Source organism: Arthrobacter sp. NPDC058097 (genome assembly GCF_042884885.1).
In the GTDB taxonomy this organism is placed as follows: domain Bacteria; phylum Actinomycetota; class Actinomycetes; order Actinomycetales; family Micrococcaceae; genus Arthrobacter.
The window spans coordinates 282,067-298,715 of sequence record NZ_JBHVSZ010000001.1; the positions used below are offsets into that span (position 1 = coordinate 282,067).

The 16,649-nt window shown below is 66.8% G+C and carries 15 protein-coding genes; 8 read left to right on the forward strand and 7 right to left on the reverse strand.

Features of this window, described 5'->3' with window-relative positions; translation table 11 throughout:
- Together ACFVTE_RS01360 and hutG are read left to right on the forward strand one after the other, a co-directional pair.
- Positions 1-1,440 (forward strand): NCS2 family permease, encoded by a 1,440-nt coding sequence (locus ACFVTE_RS01360; RefSeq protein ID WP_387095795.1) that lies wholly within the window; start codon positions 1-3, stop codon positions 1,438-1,440.
- Between the two features lie 138 nt (positions 1,441-1,578).
- On the forward strand, positions 1,579-2,586 hold the full coding sequence (gene hutG / locus ACFVTE_RS01365; RefSeq protein WP_387095798.1) for a formimidoylglutamase: 1,008 nt from the start codon (positions 1,579-1,581) through the stop codon (positions 2,584-2,586).
- Positions 2,587-2,626: 40 nt separating this feature from the next.
- Here the strand turns inward: hutG and ACFVTE_RS01370 are convergent, their stop codons facing one another.
- Both ACFVTE_RS01370 and ACFVTE_RS01375 read right to left on the reverse strand, forming a co-directional pair.
- Complete coding sequence (locus ACFVTE_RS01370) at positions 2,627-4,846, reverse strand: transglycosylase domain-containing protein (protein WP_387095801.1); 2,220 nt, start codon at positions 4,844-4,846, stop codon at positions 2,627-2,629.
- 74 nt (positions 4,847-4,920) lie between these two features.
- The gene (locus ACFVTE_RS01375) at positions 4,921-6,225 is read right to left on the reverse strand and encodes a cation:proton antiporter (protein ID WP_387095804.1); all 1,305 of its coding nucleotides are present in this window, start codon (positions 6,223-6,225) and stop codon (positions 4,921-4,923) included.
- 222 nt (positions 6,226-6,447) lie between these two features.
- On the opposite strand from ACFVTE_RS01375, the gene ACFVTE_RS01380 reads away from it, so the two are divergent.
- Positions 6,448-6,708 carry a hypothetical protein gene (locus tag ACFVTE_RS01380; protein ID WP_387095807.1) on the forward strand — a complete coding sequence of 87 codons (261 nt, stop codon included), beginning with the start codon at positions 6,448-6,450 and terminating at the stop codon, positions 6,706-6,708.
- Positions 6,709-6,819: 111 nt separating this feature from the next.
- On the opposite strand, the gene ACFVTE_RS01385 is transcribed toward ACFVTE_RS01380, so the two are convergent.
- The 4 genes from ACFVTE_RS01385 to ACFVTE_RS01400 form a co-directional block, all read right to left on the reverse strand.
- On the reverse strand, positions 6,820-7,056 hold the full coding sequence (locus ACFVTE_RS01385; RefSeq protein ID WP_387095810.1) for a hypothetical protein: 237 nt from the start codon (positions 7,054-7,056) through the stop codon (positions 6,820-6,822).
- Between the two features lie 165 nt (positions 7,057-7,221).
- The gene (hutH, locus tag ACFVTE_RS01390) at positions 7,222-8,868 is read right to left on the reverse strand and encodes a histidine ammonia-lyase (RefSeq protein ID WP_387095812.1); all 1,647 of its coding nucleotides are present in this window, start codon (positions 8,866-8,868) and stop codon (positions 7,222-7,224) included.
- 5 nt (positions 8,869-8,873) lie between these two features.
- The gene (locus ACFVTE_RS01395) at positions 8,874-10,568 is read right to left on the reverse strand and encodes a urocanate hydratase (RefSeq protein WP_387095815.1); all 1,695 of its coding nucleotides are present in this window, start codon (positions 10,566-10,568) and stop codon (positions 8,874-8,876) included.
- Between the two features lie 210 nt (positions 10,569-10,778).
- A complete protein-coding gene (locus ACFVTE_RS01400) occupies positions 10,779-11,606 on the reverse strand; it encodes an IclR family transcriptional regulator (protein WP_387095818.1) in 828 nt (275 codons plus the stop codon).
- A gap of 220 nt (positions 11,607-11,826) precedes the next feature.
- On the opposite strand from ACFVTE_RS01400, the gene ACFVTE_RS01405 reads away from it, so the two are divergent.
- The 5 genes from ACFVTE_RS01405 to ACFVTE_RS01425 all read left to right on the forward strand — a co-directional run bounded on the left by ACFVTE_RS01405 (position 11,827) and on the right by ACFVTE_RS01425 (position 15,846).
- On the forward strand, positions 11,827-12,744 hold the full coding sequence (locus ACFVTE_RS01405; protein ID WP_387095821.1) for an SDR family oxidoreductase: 918 nt from the start codon (positions 11,827-11,829) through the stop codon (positions 12,742-12,744).
- Between the two features lie 127 nt (positions 12,745-12,871).
- A complete protein-coding gene (locus ACFVTE_RS01410; protein ID WP_387095824.1) occupies positions 12,872-14,341 on the forward strand; it encodes an amino acid permease in 1,470 nt (489 codons plus the stop codon).
- 258 nt (positions 14,342-14,599) lie between these two features.
- Positions 14,600-14,854 (forward strand): hypothetical protein, encoded by a 255-nt coding sequence (locus ACFVTE_RS01415; protein WP_387095827.1) that lies wholly within the window; start codon positions 14,600-14,602, stop codon positions 14,852-14,854.
- A 45-nt stretch (positions 14,855-14,899) separates the two neighbouring features.
- Positions 14,900-15,118 (forward strand): helix-turn-helix domain-containing protein, encoded by a 219-nt coding sequence (locus ACFVTE_RS01420; RefSeq protein ID WP_387095830.1) that lies wholly within the window; start codon positions 14,900-14,902, stop codon positions 15,116-15,118.
- Positions 15,119-15,210: 92 nt separating this feature from the next.
- The gene (locus ACFVTE_RS01425) at positions 15,211-15,846 is read left to right on the forward strand and encodes a LysE family translocator (RefSeq protein ID WP_387095833.1); all 636 of its coding nucleotides are present in this window, start codon (positions 15,211-15,213) and stop codon (positions 15,844-15,846) included.
- On the opposite strand, the gene ACFVTE_RS01430 is transcribed toward ACFVTE_RS01425, so the two are convergent.
- On the reverse strand, positions 15,843-16,592 hold the full coding sequence (locus tag ACFVTE_RS01430; RefSeq protein ID WP_387097109.1) for a 3-hydroxybutyrate dehydrogenase: 750 nt from the start codon (positions 16,590-16,592) through the stop codon (positions 15,843-15,845). The two genes, ACFVTE_RS01425 and ACFVTE_RS01430, sit on opposite strands and share 4 nt — an antisense overlap.
- Between the last annotated feature and the right edge of the window lie 57 nt (positions 16,593-16,649).

Here is a 16,649-nt window from a genome sequence, read left to right on the forward strand (position 1 = left end):
ATGCTCAAGCAGGGCTCTGCACTGGATCGGTACTTCAAGATTTCCGAACGGGGGTCGAACCTCTCCCGTGAGATCCGCGGCGGTTTCGCCACCTTCTTTGCCATGAGCTACATCGTGGTGCTGAACCCCCTCATCCTGTCCGGCGCGGACTCCTCCGGCGCCACGCTCGGTTTCCAGGCAGTTGCTGCCGTCACCGCCTTCGTGGCGGGCATCCTGACCATCCTCATGGGCGCCTGGGCCAAGCACCCGTTCGCCATGGCCACCGGCCTGGGCGTCAACGCCTTCGTGGCGGTGACAGTGGCCACCAACCCGGGGCTGACCTGGCCGGACATGATGGGACTGGTGGTCCTCTCCGGCGTCACCATGATGATCCTGGTCCTGACGGGATTCCGGACCGCCGTGTTCCGTGCGGTTCCGGACGGGCTGAAGACCGCGATCGTGGTGGGCATCGGCCTGTTCATCGCCCTCATCGGCCTGGTCAACGCCGGCTTCGTCCGGCGCATTCCGGATGCGGCCGGGACCACGGTCCCGGTGGGTCTCGGCGTCGACGGCAAGCTTTTGGGCTGGCCCACCCTGGTGTTCGTCTTCGGCCTGATCCTGACCATCGCCCTGCTGGTGCGCAACGTCAAGGGCGCCATCCTGATCGGCATCGTCGCCTCCACCATCCTGGCGGTCATCCTCGAGTTCACGCTCCACATCGGACCCAGCTTCGACGGCAAAAACTTCAACCCGCAGGGCTGGTCCCTTGTTGCCCCCAAGTTCAGCGAATGGTCGGCGCCTGACCTCTCCCTGATCGGCAAGGCCAATCCGTTCGGCGCCTTCGGCCATCTGGGCGTTGTGGCCGCGGCGCTGCTGGCGTTCGTGATCCTGCTCAGCATCTTCTTCGACGCGATGGGCACGATGGTGGGCCTGGCCAACGAGGCCGGAACTGTGGACAAGGACGGCAACATCCCGAACGTTGACCGCGTGCTCCAGGTGGATGCCCTGGGCGCCATCGTGGGTGGCGGAGCCTCTGTCTCCTCCAACCAGATCTTTGTCGAATCCGGCGCGGGCATCGGCGAGGGTGCACGGACCGGCCTGGCTTCAATCGTGACCGGCCTGCTGTTCCTGGTGGCCATGTTCTTCACCCCGCTGATCAACCTCGTGCCGTTCGAGGCCGTGGCCCCCGCCCTGGTGGTGGTCGGCTTCATGATGGTGGCGCAGATCGGCAAGATCCACTGGCAGGACTGGGGCATCGCGCTGCCCGCCTTCCTTACCTTCACGCTGATGCCGTTCACGTACTCGATCGCCAACGGCCTGGGCGCCGGCTTCATCTCCTACGTCCTCATCCGCACCTTCCAGGGCCGTGCCCGCGAGGTGCACCCGCTGATGTGGGCCGTCGCGGCCGCCTTCGTCGTGTTCTTCGGCATCGGCCCGATCGAACAAGCGCTGGGCATGTAGTCCCGCACCGAGATGGCATTTGGCGGCAGTGTTCCTCCGTGGCACTGCCGCCAGGTGCCGTCTCGCGGTTCCGGTATTCCAGACAGGACGACGGCGGCGTTGATGGCTTTCGCCGGGTCCGTACGGTGAGCTTGAAGCATGGACTTTCCCGCGCTTGCCGTTGACGACGAACCACGCCCCTGGACGGGCCGCTACGACGGCGACGGCGAAGCCCACCTCAGGTGGTGGCAGGCCGTAACGCCTGCCACCGAGAACACTCCCGCCCTGCACACGCCCTCGGGACACACCCCTGCGCTGCACACTCCCGCGGACACCTCGGCATCCGCACAGCGCCCCGCCGTGATCCTTGGCTTCTGCAGCGACGAGGGCGTGCGCCGGAACAAGGGCAGGACCGGAGCCGCGGCCGCCCCCGCAGCGGTCCGCAGCGCGCTGGGTCCGCTCGCCTTCCATTCGGCAAGACCCGTCGCCGACGCCGGCGACGTGGTGGTCCGCGACGGCGGACTGGAAGCCGGCCAGGCCCGCGCGGGCCTCGCCGTTGCGGCACTGCTCGACGCCGGCCGCCTCACCCTGGTGCTGGGTGGCGGCCACGAAACCGCCTACGCCAGCTACCTCGGCGTGGCAGGATCCCGGGCGGTCCGCGACGGCCGGCGGCTCGGCGTCCTCAACCTCGACGCCCACTTCGACCTCCGGGATGAGGCGGCCCCCAGCTCGGGAACCCCGTTCCTCCAGATGGCCCGCGCGGAAGCCGCCGCCGGGCGCGAACTCAGGTACGCCGTCGTCGGAATTTCCGAACCCAACAACACAGGCGCGCTGTTCAGCACCGCCGATGAGCTGGGAGTGAAGTACCTGCTGGACGAGGACTGCACCGCCGGCGCGGCCGAAGCCTTTGTGGCGGACTTCCTCAGCGGGATCGACGTCCTCTACCTGACCATCGATCTGGATGTGCTGCCGGCCGCCGCGGCCCCCGGAGTGAGCGCCCCGGCCGCGTACGGTGTTCCGCTGCCGGTGATCAGTGCCGTCTGCCGCCAGGTGGTGGCCAGCGGCAAGCTCCTCCACGCGGACGTGGCCGAGCTGAACCCCGCCTTCGACATCGACAACCGCACCGCCCGCGTGGCCGCCCGGCTGGTCAGCATCCTGCTGGGCTGAGCGTCAGGCCCGTGAGGTATCCGGGCCTGTCCGTGCCCGGCTAGTCCTTCGGCTTGGGCTTGGTCGGGGGCTTCGGGGTCGGCCGGACGGGTGCCTTGGGCTTCGCCGCGGGCTTGCTCACGATCGACGCCGGCGGCTTGGGGAAGGCGGCGGCCGGATAGAGGCGCGCCACCTGGAGCATGTAGTTCGCCCACTGCGGCCCCGCGATCATGTAGCCGTCAATGCGGTCGTAGAACTTGCCGTTAACCGTCAGGTTCCGGCCCGGTCGCTGCCGGCCCTCGAGGGCATCGCCGAAGAACGACGCCGTGGCCAGGCCGGTGGTGTAGCCCAGCACCCAGGTGGCGCCGTTGCTGTTGTTGGTGCCGGTTTTGGCTGCCACCGGCACTGTCTTCTGAACCTTGGGGTTGATGTAGATGCCGGAACCCTTGTTGAGCATGTCCTGGAGTGCCTTGTTCACGCCGCGGACCACGTTCTTATCCACGGTCTGGCTGCATTCCCGGGCCTCGGCCGGAAGCTTCTTGCCCGCCATGTCCGAGACCCCTGACAGGGCCACCGGCACGCAGTACCGGCCGTCGGCGGCGAACGTGGCGAAGGCGTTGGCCATGGTCAGCGGGGCCACCTCGGTGCCGCCGAGCAGGTTGCCCAGCTGGTGCATGTTGACTGGCGTCCCGTCCAGCCCGCTGCGGAGCCCGACGGCATTGACCATGTTCTGGATCCCGCAGAAGTCCAGCTGTGCGGCCTCGGCAAAGGTTGCCGTGTTGATCGAGTTGTAGAGCCCGTAGTCGGCCGGCATCTTGCGGTAATAGCCCTCCGAGGCGTTCTGCAGGTCGTCGGCCGCTTCGAGTCCTGCCCGCCGCTGCTTGGTGCTGTAGCCGCCGGCCACCTTGCCGCACGAGTCCCGCCAGCGGAATCCCAGCGGGTACTCACGCTTCGAGGCGTCCACCACTGTGGTCATGGTCTTGCCCTGGTGCAGCCACTCGGCGAAGGTAAAGGGCTTCATGGTGGAGCCCGGCTGGAACCCTCCGGCGCCGTTGAGGTCGTTGCCGTTGGCGTCCTTGGCATCCACGTTGAAGTTCAACTGGGTGTCGAACTTGTCCGGCTGGGGCAGGTACACCGTGTTCTGCGCCATCGCCAGGACCTTCCCGGTGCCCGGCTGGACCGTGACCAGCGAGGCGCCCCACTTGTCCGGGTTGGCACCCGCGGTGGCGTTCACCTGCGCCTGGGCCTTGGCCTGCAGCCGGCTGTCAAGCGTGGTGGTGATGGTCAGCCCGCCGCGGAAGAGCCGCTTTTCGCGGGCCTCGGTGTCGGATCCATACGCCGGGTTGTTAAGGAGCAAGTGGGTCACGTAGTCACAGAAGTACGGTGCCATGGTGGCGGCGGCGCACCCCTGCCGCGAAGGGCGCACCTTCAGGCCGACGCCGGAGGCCACAGCGGCGTCATGCTGCTTCTTGGTGATCATCTTCTGCTTGAGCATTTCGCCGAGGACCTGGTTGCGGCGCTTCAGCGAGTTCTTGGGGTTGGTGACGGGATCGTAGAAGCTGGGGCTGTTGACCAGGCCGGCGAGCAGCGCCGACTGGGGCAGGGTCAGCTTGCTGGCCGGGACACTGTAGAAATACTGCGCCGCCGCCTCGATGCCATAGGCACTGCGGTTGAAGAAGACGATGTTGAGGTAGCCCTCAAGGATCTGGTCCTTGGTGAATTTCTTCTCCAGGGCCATAGCCAGCCGCATCTCCCGAAGCTTGTCCCCCATGGTCTTCTGGCCGCTGAGCACCACCTGGTCCTCACGGCCTTCGGAAATCAGGGACTCGTTAACGATGTTGGTGACGTACTGCTGGGTTAGGGTGGACGCTCCCTGCCGGTCGCCGCGGGTCAGGTTGCTGGTCAGCGCGCGGAGAACGCCCTGGGTGTCCACGCCGCTGTGCTCATAGAAGCGGCTGTCCTCGATGGCGACGACGGCCTTTCGGATGAACGGGGACATCTGCTTCAAAGGCACACGGACGCGGTTCTCCGAGTAGAAGGTGGCGATGAGCTTGCCGTCCGCGGTCAGCATGCGGGTGGTCTGCGACGGCGCAGGCACGGCGAGTTCCGTGGGCAGGCTGTTGAAGTAGGAAATCGACTTGCTGACCGAGGTGCCGGCGAGGGCGGCCCCGGGCACCAGGAAGCTGGCCACGAGGACCCCGCAGAGGCAGCTGACAACGACGAACCCCAGCAACTTTGCCAGCGCGAGAGCCAAACGGGATATCAACCTTCTGCCTGCCATGATCCAAGCTCACCACAACATCGGCCGGAAAGAAGAATACTCGACGCTCCCGGCATGAATCATGCTTCGCAGGGTCAGACCGGAGTGTGCGGCGCCTTTCCCTCGTCACCGAATTTCTCGGCCGCCCTGCGTTCGCGGAGCCGGTCCAGGCGATTCATGACCGGCGCCGTGGTGGCCCCGTGCAGCACCACGGACATCGCCACAACCAGTCCGATGATGCTCCACAGGCGCTGCGCCTGGTCCCCGAAGCTCCCGTGGCCCAGGGCGTAGGCAAGGTAATACAGCGACCCGATGCCTCTGATGCCGAAAAACGAAATGGCGATCCGCTCGCGGGGACCGGTCCTGCCGCGGGCCAGCGCCAGCCAACCGGACAGCGGACGCACCAGGACCAGGAAGGCCAGCGCTACGCCCACCTCGGCCCAGCCGACGCCGGCCAGCAGGCCCCGCGCGACCGCTCCACCCAGGAGCACGAGGATGACCACCGTCAGGAGCCGCTCAAGCTGTTCCACGTAGGAATGGAGGATGCGGTGATAGCCGTGCGTGCGCTCCGCCGCCCGAATGGTCACGGCACAGACGAACACCGCGATGAACCCGTAGCCCTCGACCATCTCGGTCACGCCGTAAGCCAGGAAGGTGGCTGCCAGCGCAACGAAACCCTCGGAGTGGTTGGACAGCCGGATGCTGTCGTGCCGCGCGGAGAAGAAGAGCCGGGCCAGCGCCTTGCCCGTCGCGAAGCCCAGCAGCACGCCCATGCCGATGCGCCACAGGACGTCCAGGCCGAACCACTCCGGAAACCAGGCCGACGGCGCGGTCCCCACGAGGCTCATGGCAATGGCCAGGTATACAAAGGGAAAGGCCAGCCCGTCATTCAGTCCCGCCTCCGAGGTCAGGGCGAACCTGACCTCATCCTCCTGGTCGGTGCCCTCCTCTTCGTCTGCCGGCTCGCCTACCTGGACCTCGGAGGCCAGGACCGGATCGGTGGGGGCCAGGGCGGCGGCCACGAGGAGCGCGGCGGCGAGTCCCAGGCCCAGCAGCCAGAGTCCGAGGAGCGTCAGGCCCAGCATGCACAGGGGCATGGCGATGCCGAGCATCCGCCAGGTGGTGGCCCAGTTCCGCCGCCCCACCGGTCGGTCCAGCGCCAGCCCGGCGCCCATCAGCGAGATGATCACGCAGATCTCGGTCAGGTGGAGCGTCAGCTCGGGGTGCTGGACCGGGTTCGGGTCCGGGAGGTTGGGAAGCAGGCCGAAGGCGGCAGCTCCGGCACCCAGGAAGACCATCGGCATGGAGATCGGCGCGTTGCGCAACGCCTTGGGCAGGATGGCGGCAACGAAGACGGCGACGCCCGCCGCGGCGAACATGATGCTGGCACCTTCAAACATGGTCGTCTCCTGCGCCGTCGGCCTTTCAGACCTGACCAACACTAGCGCGCAAGGCAGGAGTGAGGTGGCTCCGGATCGCTTTGAGAGAGGGCGGAGGGCGCATAATGGTTGATAAGACAACTATCGTAAACATCCTTGTCAAATGACAGTCATCTTACCTTTGTGCCGGTTCCCGATAGAATGGTGTACTGCCCCCCGGCAGGAACCATAGAAAGTCAGTACATGAGCACAGCAACCATGGAGCGCCCAACCGCTCCTACGAGCGCGTCTCCCTCCGCGGATGCCCGGTCCATCGACCTGGCGTTCACCAGTGCCGATCAGGTCCATGAGGGCCTGGAAAGCGCGGTGGAGGCGCTGATCGAAACGGCTGCCCAGCAAGGCACCTGCGGCATCAAGGTCACGCGCCTCGAGCCGGGCCGTTACACGGTGGCCCTCGACGAGTCTGTTCCCTTCGGTGAAACACACGAGGACATCGCAGCCTGACACGCGAAAAAGCCCCCGATCCTGGACTCATGCTGGCCATCTGGCCGAATGATCCAAGGTCGGGGGCTTTTTTATTTCTGGTGTGCGTTCTACCGCACGGCTTGAGCCGGACTACATCCGGCGCACCTGGACGCCGTCGGACTTCATAAAGAGCTGGGACTCCTGGCCTCCGCCACAGATCAGCCAGAGCACGTTTCCGCTCCGTGAGATTTCCTCCACCTCGCCTGCCGCAATGACGTGCGCATGCTTGATGATCTCAATCCGCTCCCCCACGTGCAGCGATCCCCAGTCGGAAACCGTAGCTGCGTGTGCGATGCGTCTGGACAGAACTGCCCCGCGTGCTTTCATTTGAACTTCTACCCCTTTGTGGATGTTCTCTTTACGCCACAGCATCTTTGATGTGACTTTTACTACACCTTTAGTTCTACTACACTCGCGCGGCCTTGTGCGCAGCGTTGCAGACTATTTCGGCACCGCCGGCAAATGCTTGCCGGCGGTGCACTTTGTTCACCCTCAGGCAAGATTGCCGACGGCGGATTCGGCTGCCGTCCGGACCGCGCCGGAGCCAACCAGCCGGTCGGCGGCCTCGAGCTCCGGTGAAAGGAACCTGTCCGTGCCCGGACCGCCGACGACGGTCCGCAGGGTTTCGAGGACAGCCGCCCCGGCAGGTCCCGGCGTCAGCTGGCCGCCGGAAAGCTGGGTACGCATGTCAATCGCCCGGGCCGACGTCACGAGTTCGATCGCAAGCACCCGGCGCAGGTTCTCCACGGCCTTCCGGAGCTTGCGGGCGGCGTGCCAGCCCATGGACACATGGTCTTCCTGCATGGCAGAGCTCGGGATGGAGTCCACGGACGCGGGAACCGCGAGCCGCTTGTTGTCCGAGACCAGCCCGGCCTGGGTGTACTGGGCGATCATGAGGCCCGAGTCCACGCCCGGATCCGCGGCCAGGAATGCCGGCAGGCCGTGCGAGCGGGCCGGGTCCAGCATGCGGTCCGTGCGCCGCTCGGCGATGGAGCTGAGGTCTGCGACGGCGATGGCCAGGTAATCGAGCACGTAGGCCACCGGGGCGCCGTGGAAGTTGCCGTTGGAGCTGACCCGGCCGTCGGGCAGGACGACGGGGTTGTCGATGGTGGCGGCGAGCTCGCGGGAAGCCACCAGTTCGGCGTGGTCGACCGTGTCCCGGACGGCGCCGGCAACCTGGGGTGCGCAGCGCAGGGAGTAGGCGTCCTGGACGCGGGAATCGCCCACGCGGTGCGATGCCACAATCGCCGAGTCGGACAGGACCCGGAGCATGTTGTCGGCGCTGGCGGCCTGGCCGGGGTGCGGGCGGAGGGCGGCGTGAAGCTCGGGGAGGAACACCTGGTCCGTGCCGAGCAGCGCCTCGACGCTGAGCGCGGCGGTGATGTCCGCCGTCGTGAGCAGCTGCCGCAGGTCAGCGATGGCCATCAGGAGCATGCCCAGCATGCCCTCGGTGCCGTTGACCAGAGCCAGGCCTTCCTTCTCGGCCAGGGTCACCGGCTCGATGCCATGCGCGGCGAGCAGCTCGGCAACCGTGCGCTGGCCCGCGCCGCCGTACAGTTCGCCGTCGGGACCGGTGGCTTCGCCTTCCCCCATGAGGACCAGGGCGCAGTGGGACAGCGGGGCGAGGTCGCCGGAGCAGCCCAGCGAACCGAACTCGCGGACCACCGGGGTGATGCCCGCGTTGAGCACGTCCACCATGGTCTGCAGCACCACGGGCCGGACGCCGGTGCGGCCCGATGCCAACGTCTTGGCGCGCAGGAACATGATGCCGCGGACCACTTCGCGTTCCACGGCCGGGCCCATGCCGGCGGCGTGGCTGCGGATCAGCGATTTCTGCAGCTGGGTCCGGAGCTCGCCCGGGATGTGGCGGTTGGCCAGCGCGCCGAAGCCGGTGGAAATACCGTACGCGGGCACGTCGCTGTGGGCCAGTTCGTCGATGTGCGCGCGTACTTTGGCGACGGTGTCCAGGGCTTCTTGGGAGATGGTCACCTTGGCGTCGTGGCGTGCGACGGCGACGACGTCCTCGGGCGTGGCACCGCTGGCACCGAGGGTGACGGTGAGCGGTTCGTGGGTTGGGGCCACGCGAACAGGGTTCCCTGGCCGAGCGTGCGAGGTTAGGGAGTTCGTGGGGATGGTCATGGTTCCTACTTCTCGTTCATGGGGATGCGGACGCCGCGTTCCTTGGCGACGTCGAGGGCGCGGTCGTAGCCGGCGTCGACGTGGCGGATGACGCCCATGCCGGGGTCGTTGGTGAGGAGCCGTTCGAGCTTTTGTGCGGCGAGGTCGGTGCCGTCGGCGACGGAGACCTGCCCGGCGTGGATGGAACGGCCGATGCCGACGCCTCCGCCGTGGTGGATGGAGACCCAGGTGGCCCCGGAGGAGGTGTTGATCAGGGCATTGAGCAGCGGCCAGTCCGCGATCGCGTCCGAGCCGTCGGCCATGGCTTCGGTTTCGCGGTACGGGGAGGCGACGGAGCCGGAGTCCAGGTGGTCGCGGCCGATCACGATGGGTGCCTTGACCTTGCCCTCGGCGACGAGCTGGTTGAAGAGCAGGCCGGCCTTGGCGCGTTCGCCGTAGCCCAGCCAGCAGATGCGGGCCGGCAGGCCCTCGAACTCGACGCGTTCGCCGGCGGCGTCGATCCAGCGGTGCAGGTGCTTGTTCTCCGGGAACAGTTCCTTGATGGCCGCATCGGTCACGGCGATGTCCTCGGGGTCACCGGAGAGGGCGACCCAGCGGAACGGGCCCAGGCCCTCGCAGAACAGGGGCCGGATGTAGGCCGGGACGAAGCCGGGGAACTCGAACGCGCGGCTGTAGCCGCCCTTGCGGGCCTCGTCGCGGATCGAGTTGCCGTAGTCGAACACCTCGGCGCCGGCGTCCTGGAACTCCACCATCGCCTGGACGTGGCGGGCCATCGATGCCTGGGCCTTCTTGGTGAAGCCTTCCGGGTCGGCCGCGGCCTCGCGCTGCCACTCATCCACCGAGATGCCCTCCGGCAGGTAGGACAGCGGGTCGTGGGCGGAGGTCTGGTCGGTGACGATGTCGATGCTCAGCTCGCCGGCCTTGTGGCGGCGCAGCAGTTCCGGGAACACCTCGGCGGCGTTGCCGACGTAGCCGACGGACCAGCCGCGCCGCTCTTCCTTAGCCTTCAGGACCTTGGCGATCGCGGCGTCCAGATCGGTTTCCACCTCGTCCAGGTAGCGCTTGCCGGCGCGGCGGCGCAGGCGGGTCTCGTCGACGTCGACAATCAGGCAGGCGCCCTCGTTCAGGGTCACGGCCAGCGGCTGGGCGCCGCCCATGCCGCCGCAGCCGCCGGTCAGGGTCAGGGTCCCGGCCAGCGTGCCGTTGCTGTCCCCGGTGAGCTTGCGGGCGATCGCGGCGAACGTCTCGAACGTGCCCTGCAGGATGCCCTGGGTGCCGATGTAGATCCAGGACCCGGCCGTCATCTGCCCGTACATCATCAGGCCCTCGGCCTCGAGCCGGCGGAACTCCGGCCAGGTGGCCCAGTCACCGACGAGGTTGGAGTTGGCCAGCAGCACACGCGGCGCCCACTCATTGGTGCGGAAGACGCCCACCGGCTTGCCGGACTGGACCAGCAGGGTCTCGTCCTTCTCCATGGTCTCCAGGGTCCGGGTGATGGCATCGAACGCAGCCCACGAGCGCACCGCCCGGCCGGTCCCGCCGTAGACCACCAGGTCATCCGGGCGTTCAGCCACCTCCGGGTCAAGGTTGTTCATCAGCATGCGCAGCGGCGCCTCGGTCTGCCAGGACCTGGCCGTAAGCTCGGTGCCGCGGGCTGCTCTGACCGGACGGGCACCGGTAGTGAAATCGGCGGGTGCCATGGTGGCTCCTTCGTGTTGCGGGGAATGTGGTGTTGCGTGTTGGTGTTGCTCAAGGGTTTGAGCGGAAGTGCTTCTGTATCAACTAAAGCCCCTTCTGAGCGGGCCAGACAGGGGTTTCCGGTTGGTCCTGTCCGGTATCCCAGACCCAACTAGGTAGCAGATCCGGGGGTTCTGAGCCGCGAGAACGCCCTGTGCTGCTACTTACTGGGGCTACTGCTTCGTGGGGCGGCCGTGGATCCGCACCGAGAGCTCGTCGGCGACCTTTTGGACCCGGGCGGCGAGCACCGGCCACTGGTCCTCCGGCAGTTTGTCCTCCAGGAACGTGACGGCGATTGCCGCCGTCGGCCATCCCAGGTGATCCGTGACGGCGGCGGCGATAGAACCAAAGCCCGGCGTCACCTCGCCGTGTTCTGTGGCGTAGCCACGCTGCCGCACCTGGTCCAGGTGCGATGACAGGGCCGAGTACTTCATGATGGCGCCCTCCATCTCGTGCCGGGCACTGAAGGCGGCGGCGTTCGGATAGAGCGCGCGGACCTGCGACTTCGGCAGCGCGGCGAGAATGGCCCGGCCGCTGGCGGTGAGGTGGCTGGGCAGCCGGACACCGACGTCGGTCACCAGGGATGGCCGGTTCTTGGCGCGCTCCTCCACGATGTAGAGCACATCCCGGCCGTGCAGGACCGCCAGGTGTGCGCTTTCGCCAAGGACATCAACGAGAGAAGCGAGCATGGGCCGGCCCAGTCTGGACAGCGGTTCCTGCCGCGAGTAGGCGGAGCTGAGCTCGAAGGCGCTGATGCCCAGGCCGTAGCGCTGTTCCTCGTGCAGGTGCAGGACGAAGCCGTTCGCCTCCATGACGCCGAGGAGGTGGTACACACTTGAGCGGGGCAGCCCCAGTGCCGTGGCAATGTTCGACGCCGCCACCGGCCCCCGCTTGGAAGCCAACAGTTTGAGGATCCGCAGGGTATTCTCGGCGGCCGGAACCTTTGCTTTCACTGCCGATTCCGGCCGCTTCGCCGCGGTTGCGGCCATCGTGCCCGCCATGTGCCCTCCAGGCTTCGTCGTTTTCTATCTTTTGGGATTTCGTCTGCTCGGGGTCGTATTTTCGCCGTAAATCCGAAAGGTGTCCGGGATCCCGTACTTAAGCTTGCGGCTAGCCAAGGCCTTGCGCCCCTCCTTCTCGGTGGCCGCTGTCTGGAATACCGGACATTGCCCAGCCGGACCCATCATCCCGCCTTTCCGCCGCCGGAGGTAGCGTTTGTCCATGGAATTTCCGTTGAAGGGCAAGGTTGCTCTGGTCGCCGGAGCCACACGGGGGGCGGGCCGCGGCACGGCCGTGGCCCTGGGTGAGGCCGGGGCGGTGGTCTACTGCACAGGGCGCACCACGAAGGGCCGTCAGTCCGAGTATCGTCGCCCGGAAACCATCGAGGAAACAGCAGCCATGGTGAGCGCCGCCGGCGGTACCGGCATCGCGGCGGCAGTGGACCATTTCAGCGCTGCGGAGGTCGAAGCGCTGGTCCGCGGGATCGATCACGAGCACGGCCGGCTGGACATCCTGGTGAACGACATCTGGGGCGGTGAGAACCTCATCCAGTGGAGCACGCCCCTGTGGGAGCATGACCTTGACGGCGGTTTGCGGATGCTGCACGGCGCCGTCGACACGCACCTGATCACGAGCCACTTCGCACTGCCCCTGCTCATCCGGCAGCAGGGAGGACTGGTGGTGGAAATGACGGACGGAACACGCGAATACAACGCCGGGCATTACCGGCTCTCCGCGTTTTACGACCTCGCCAAGTCCGCGGTCCTGCGGCTCGCCTTCAGCCAGGCCGAGGAACTGAAGCCGTTCGGCTGCACGGCCGTGGCACTGACGCCGGGCTGGATGCGTTCGGAAATGATGCTCGAACACTACGGGGTGACCGAAGCCAATTGGCGCGAGGCGGCGGCCACGAATCCGCACTTCGCCGCCATCTCGGAAAGCCCGCGCTTTGTGGGCCGTGCAGTCGCCGCCCTCGCCGGCGATCCCGACGTACACCGACGGACCGGCGGTTCATTCTCCTCGGGCGGCCTGGCGCTGGAGTACGGCTTCACCGACGTCGATGGCTCCCGGCCGGACTGCTGGCGCTATCTGGAGGAAGTCCAGGAGGCAGGGCTGCCTGCCGACGCCACCGGCTACCGCTAGGGCCTCCAGGCTTCTTAGCCGCACAGTCTGAAATCAAAGACACCAAGGGCCCGTGAGCCGCATCACGGCCCCGCGGACGTGGTGTGCTGGATAGCGATCCCCCTCCCAATGACGAGAAGGTATTGGCATGCAACAAGCCCAAACAACAGCCGAAACGGCGGCGCCTGAGAGCACAACCGCCGTCGAAACGGTTCTGAACCGCGGCCTCAACGTCCGCCACATCCGCTTCATGGCGTTGGGCTCCGCCATCGGCACCGGCCTGTTCTATGGTTCGGCCTCGGCCATCCAAAAGGCCGGCCCCGCCGTGCTGTTCGCCTACATGTTAGGCGGCGCCGCCGTGTTCATGGTGATGCGGGCCCTGGGGGAAATGGCTGTGCGGCACCCGGTCTCGGGATCCTTCGGGCAATACGCCAGCCGCTACCTTGGCCCGCTGGCAGGCTTCGTTACCGGCTGGACCTACGTCTTCGAAATGGCGATCGTGGCCATCGCCGATGTCACGGCCTTCAGTATCTACATGGGCTTCTGGTTCCCGTCCGTGGAGCGGTGGGTCTGGATCCTGGCCATCATCTTCCTCCTCGCGGCGCTGAACCTGCTGAGTGTGAAGGTCTTTGGCGAACTCGAATTCTGGTTCACCCTGGTCAAGGTTTCAGCCATTATCGCGATGATCGCGGGTGGCGCGGCCATCCTTGTGTTCGGCTTCCAGAACGGCGATGCCTCGGCCGCCCCGGGCCTGGGCAACCTCGTGGAGCACGGCGGGCTGTTCCCGAACGGCTTCGAGGGGCTCCTGGCCTCGTTTGCCGTCGTCATGTTCGCGTTCGGCGGGATTGAAACCATCGGCATTACGGCCGGCGAGGCTGCCGACCCCAAGAAGGTGATCCCGAAGGCCGTCAACACCGTGCCGGTCCGCGTCCTGCTGTTCTACGTGCTGACCCTGGGCGTGCTCATGAGCCTCTTCCCGTGGAACGACATCGGCAGCAGCGGCAGCCCGTTCGTCCAGATCTTCAGCGGCCTGGGCATTCCCGCCGCACCCCACATCCTCAACGCCGTGGTGATCACCGCCGCGCTCTCCGCCATCAACAGCGACATCTTCGGCGCCGGCCGGATCCTCTTCGGCCTGGCCAGGCAGGGGCATGCGCCGCAGAGCTTCGGGCGGGTTTCGCGGCATGGCGTGCCATGGATGACCGTGGTGATGATGGCCGGGATCCTGCTCGTGGGAGTGGTCCTGAACGCGGTCATCCCGGAAGATGTCTTCCTGCTCATCGCGTCCATCGCCACCTTCGCCACGGTCTGGGTGTGGGTCATGATTCTCGCCTCCCACGTGGCGATGAAACGCGAGATCGCCCGGAAGGGCCTGCCGGCGTCGGAATTCCCCTCGCCCTGGTGGCCGGCGGCGTCCGTCCTCACGATCGGTTTCATGGGGCTGGTGATCGCGGTCCTTGGCTTCTTCGAGGACACCCGCGTGGCGCTTTATGTGGGGGCCGTGTGGCTGGGCCTGCTGGTGGTCGCCTACCGGCTCTGGGTCAAAGGCAACGGACGACGCCGGGCCCACCTTGACGATGAGACCTCGCCCCTGCCGGTGGTCGCCAAAACTGAGTAGGATTCCCGGGGAATGGGCGCGCCAGCCGAGAAAAGGCAAAAAACAGGTAGTAGAAATGGGTAAAGACAGGTAATTGGACGCTGTTACGCGAATGCCTGATGTGATAAATGAGGTAGATGTTACTCGTGTGACGTATGTGATTCCTTCCTACAGTGGACTACACGGTGCCAGCCGGCTGGGGATCTGACCCCGGATGATGACCCGGACCCGCGCCGCCAGTGATTCGACGATTGGTCACACTGTGAAGGAGTGGTCCTCATGTTGGAAATCCAAGCCGGGGCGCCGGCGTCACATATTCAATCCGGGCGGCCACCCGGTTTCCTGGCCCAGACACTGCAGCGGGCGCGGACGGCCGCCGTTCCGTACAAGATCGGCGACGTCCTGGTGGGTGACGATCCGTTCAACGGCAGGCGCGAAGGCACTGTTGTGGTCAAGAACGGCCGGTCGGTCGGGATCCGTTCCTCGGACCGGGTGTACTTCTACGACTACCGGCAATTGAGGCGGCCGGACTAGGCGGGTCACCGCCCGTCCAGCCGACCGACCACAGGAGCCGATCCCATGTCCATCGCCAACCTGCCCACCGCGTACCTCACCATTGCCGAGGTCGCCGCGGCCCTGCGCCTGTCCAAAATGACGGTCTACAGGATGGTCCGTGCCGGAACGCTCGCGGCCGACCGGTTCGGCAAGTCCTACCGCGTGCCGGAGTCGGCCGTGGAGGAGTACATCCGGGCCTCTGGCAACCCGGCGGCGGAGGAACCGCCGGGCCAGCGCGGCTAGGCTCAGTCCGCTGTGGCGCCGCCGATGGGTTGCCAGCCGCTTGGAGCATACCGGTGCTGGCTGGCTGCCCGCCGGTGGCGTTACGATCAGGCATGCTCCCGCTGCAGAATCTCCTGGCCTTCGCCCTGGTCTCGGCTTTGTTGATCGCCGTTCCGGGCCCCAGCGTCCTGTTCGTCATCGGACGGTCGCTGGCCCTGGGGCGGCGCGGCGGTCTGCTGAGCGTCCTCGGAAATGCGGCCGGGGAACTGCTCCAGATCGCAGGGGTGGCGCTGGGTCTCGGCGTGGTGCTGGCTGAGTCGGTGCTGCTGTTCACGGCGGTGAAGTTTGCCGGCGCCGCCTACCTCATCTATCTGGGAATCCAGGCGGTGCTCCACCGCCGGAGCGGCCATGCCGGCACGGACCCGTCCGAGCCGGCGACCACCCGTCGGATCCTGCGCGAAGGCTTCGTTGTCGGGGCCACCAACCCGAAGTCGGTGGTGTTCTTCGTGGCGGTCCTCCCGCAGTTCGTGGACCACGCTGCCGGCGCCATTCCCCTCCAGCTCGCCCTGCTGGGTGCCACGTTCCTGGCCATTGCGCTGGTTTCGGACAGCGTCTGGGCACTCGCCGCCGGCACCGCGAGGCAGTGGTTCGCCCGCTCTCCCCGCCGGGTGGCAGCCGTGACTACCACCGGCGGAGTGATAATGATCGGACTGGGCGGTACCCTCGCACTGACAGGTTCCAAGAGCTAGCGGGCGGACCAGCCCCCGTCCATCGTGTAGCTGGCCCCGGTGACCATGCCGGCGGCGTCGGAGGACATCCAGGCAACCAGCGAGGCCACCTCCTCGGGTTCCACCAGCCGTTTCACCGCGGACTCGGTGAGCATCACCTTCGCCAGGACCTCGGACTCCGGAATCCCGTGGACGCGCGCCTGGTCGGCGATCTGCTTCTCCACCAGCGGGGTGCGCACATAGCCGGGGTTGATGCAGTTGGACGTGACGCCGTGCTCGCCGCCTTCCAGCGCCGTCACCTTGCTCAGCCCCTCCAGGCCGTGTTTCGCCGAGACATAGGCGCTCTTGAACGGTGAGGCCCGGAGTCCGTGCACCGACGACAGGTTGATGATGCGCCCGAAGTTATTGGCGTACATGTGCGGCAGCGCGGCCCGGATCAGCAGGAAGGGCGCCTCGAGCATGAGCGCCAGGATCCGCCGGAACGCTACCGGATCGAACTCCTCGATGGGGCTGATGCGCTGGATCCCGGCGTTGTTGACCAGGATGTCGCAGTCCAGGCTCAGCGCGGCCAGCGCCTCTACGTCCAGCAGGTCGACGGCCCAGGACGTGCCGCCCACCTCATCGGCGAGGGCCGCGGCGCCGGCCCCGTCGACGTCGGCCACCACCACCTTCGCTCCCCTGGCGGCCAGTTCCCGCACGCACGCCGCGCCGATGCCGCTGGCACCGCCGGTGACCAGCGCCTTGCGGCCGTTCAGGTTCTTTTCCACGTCCGGACCTTGTGCGTCCACAGTCTGCTCCTCCAAGTGTCCACGTTGACACGTGCC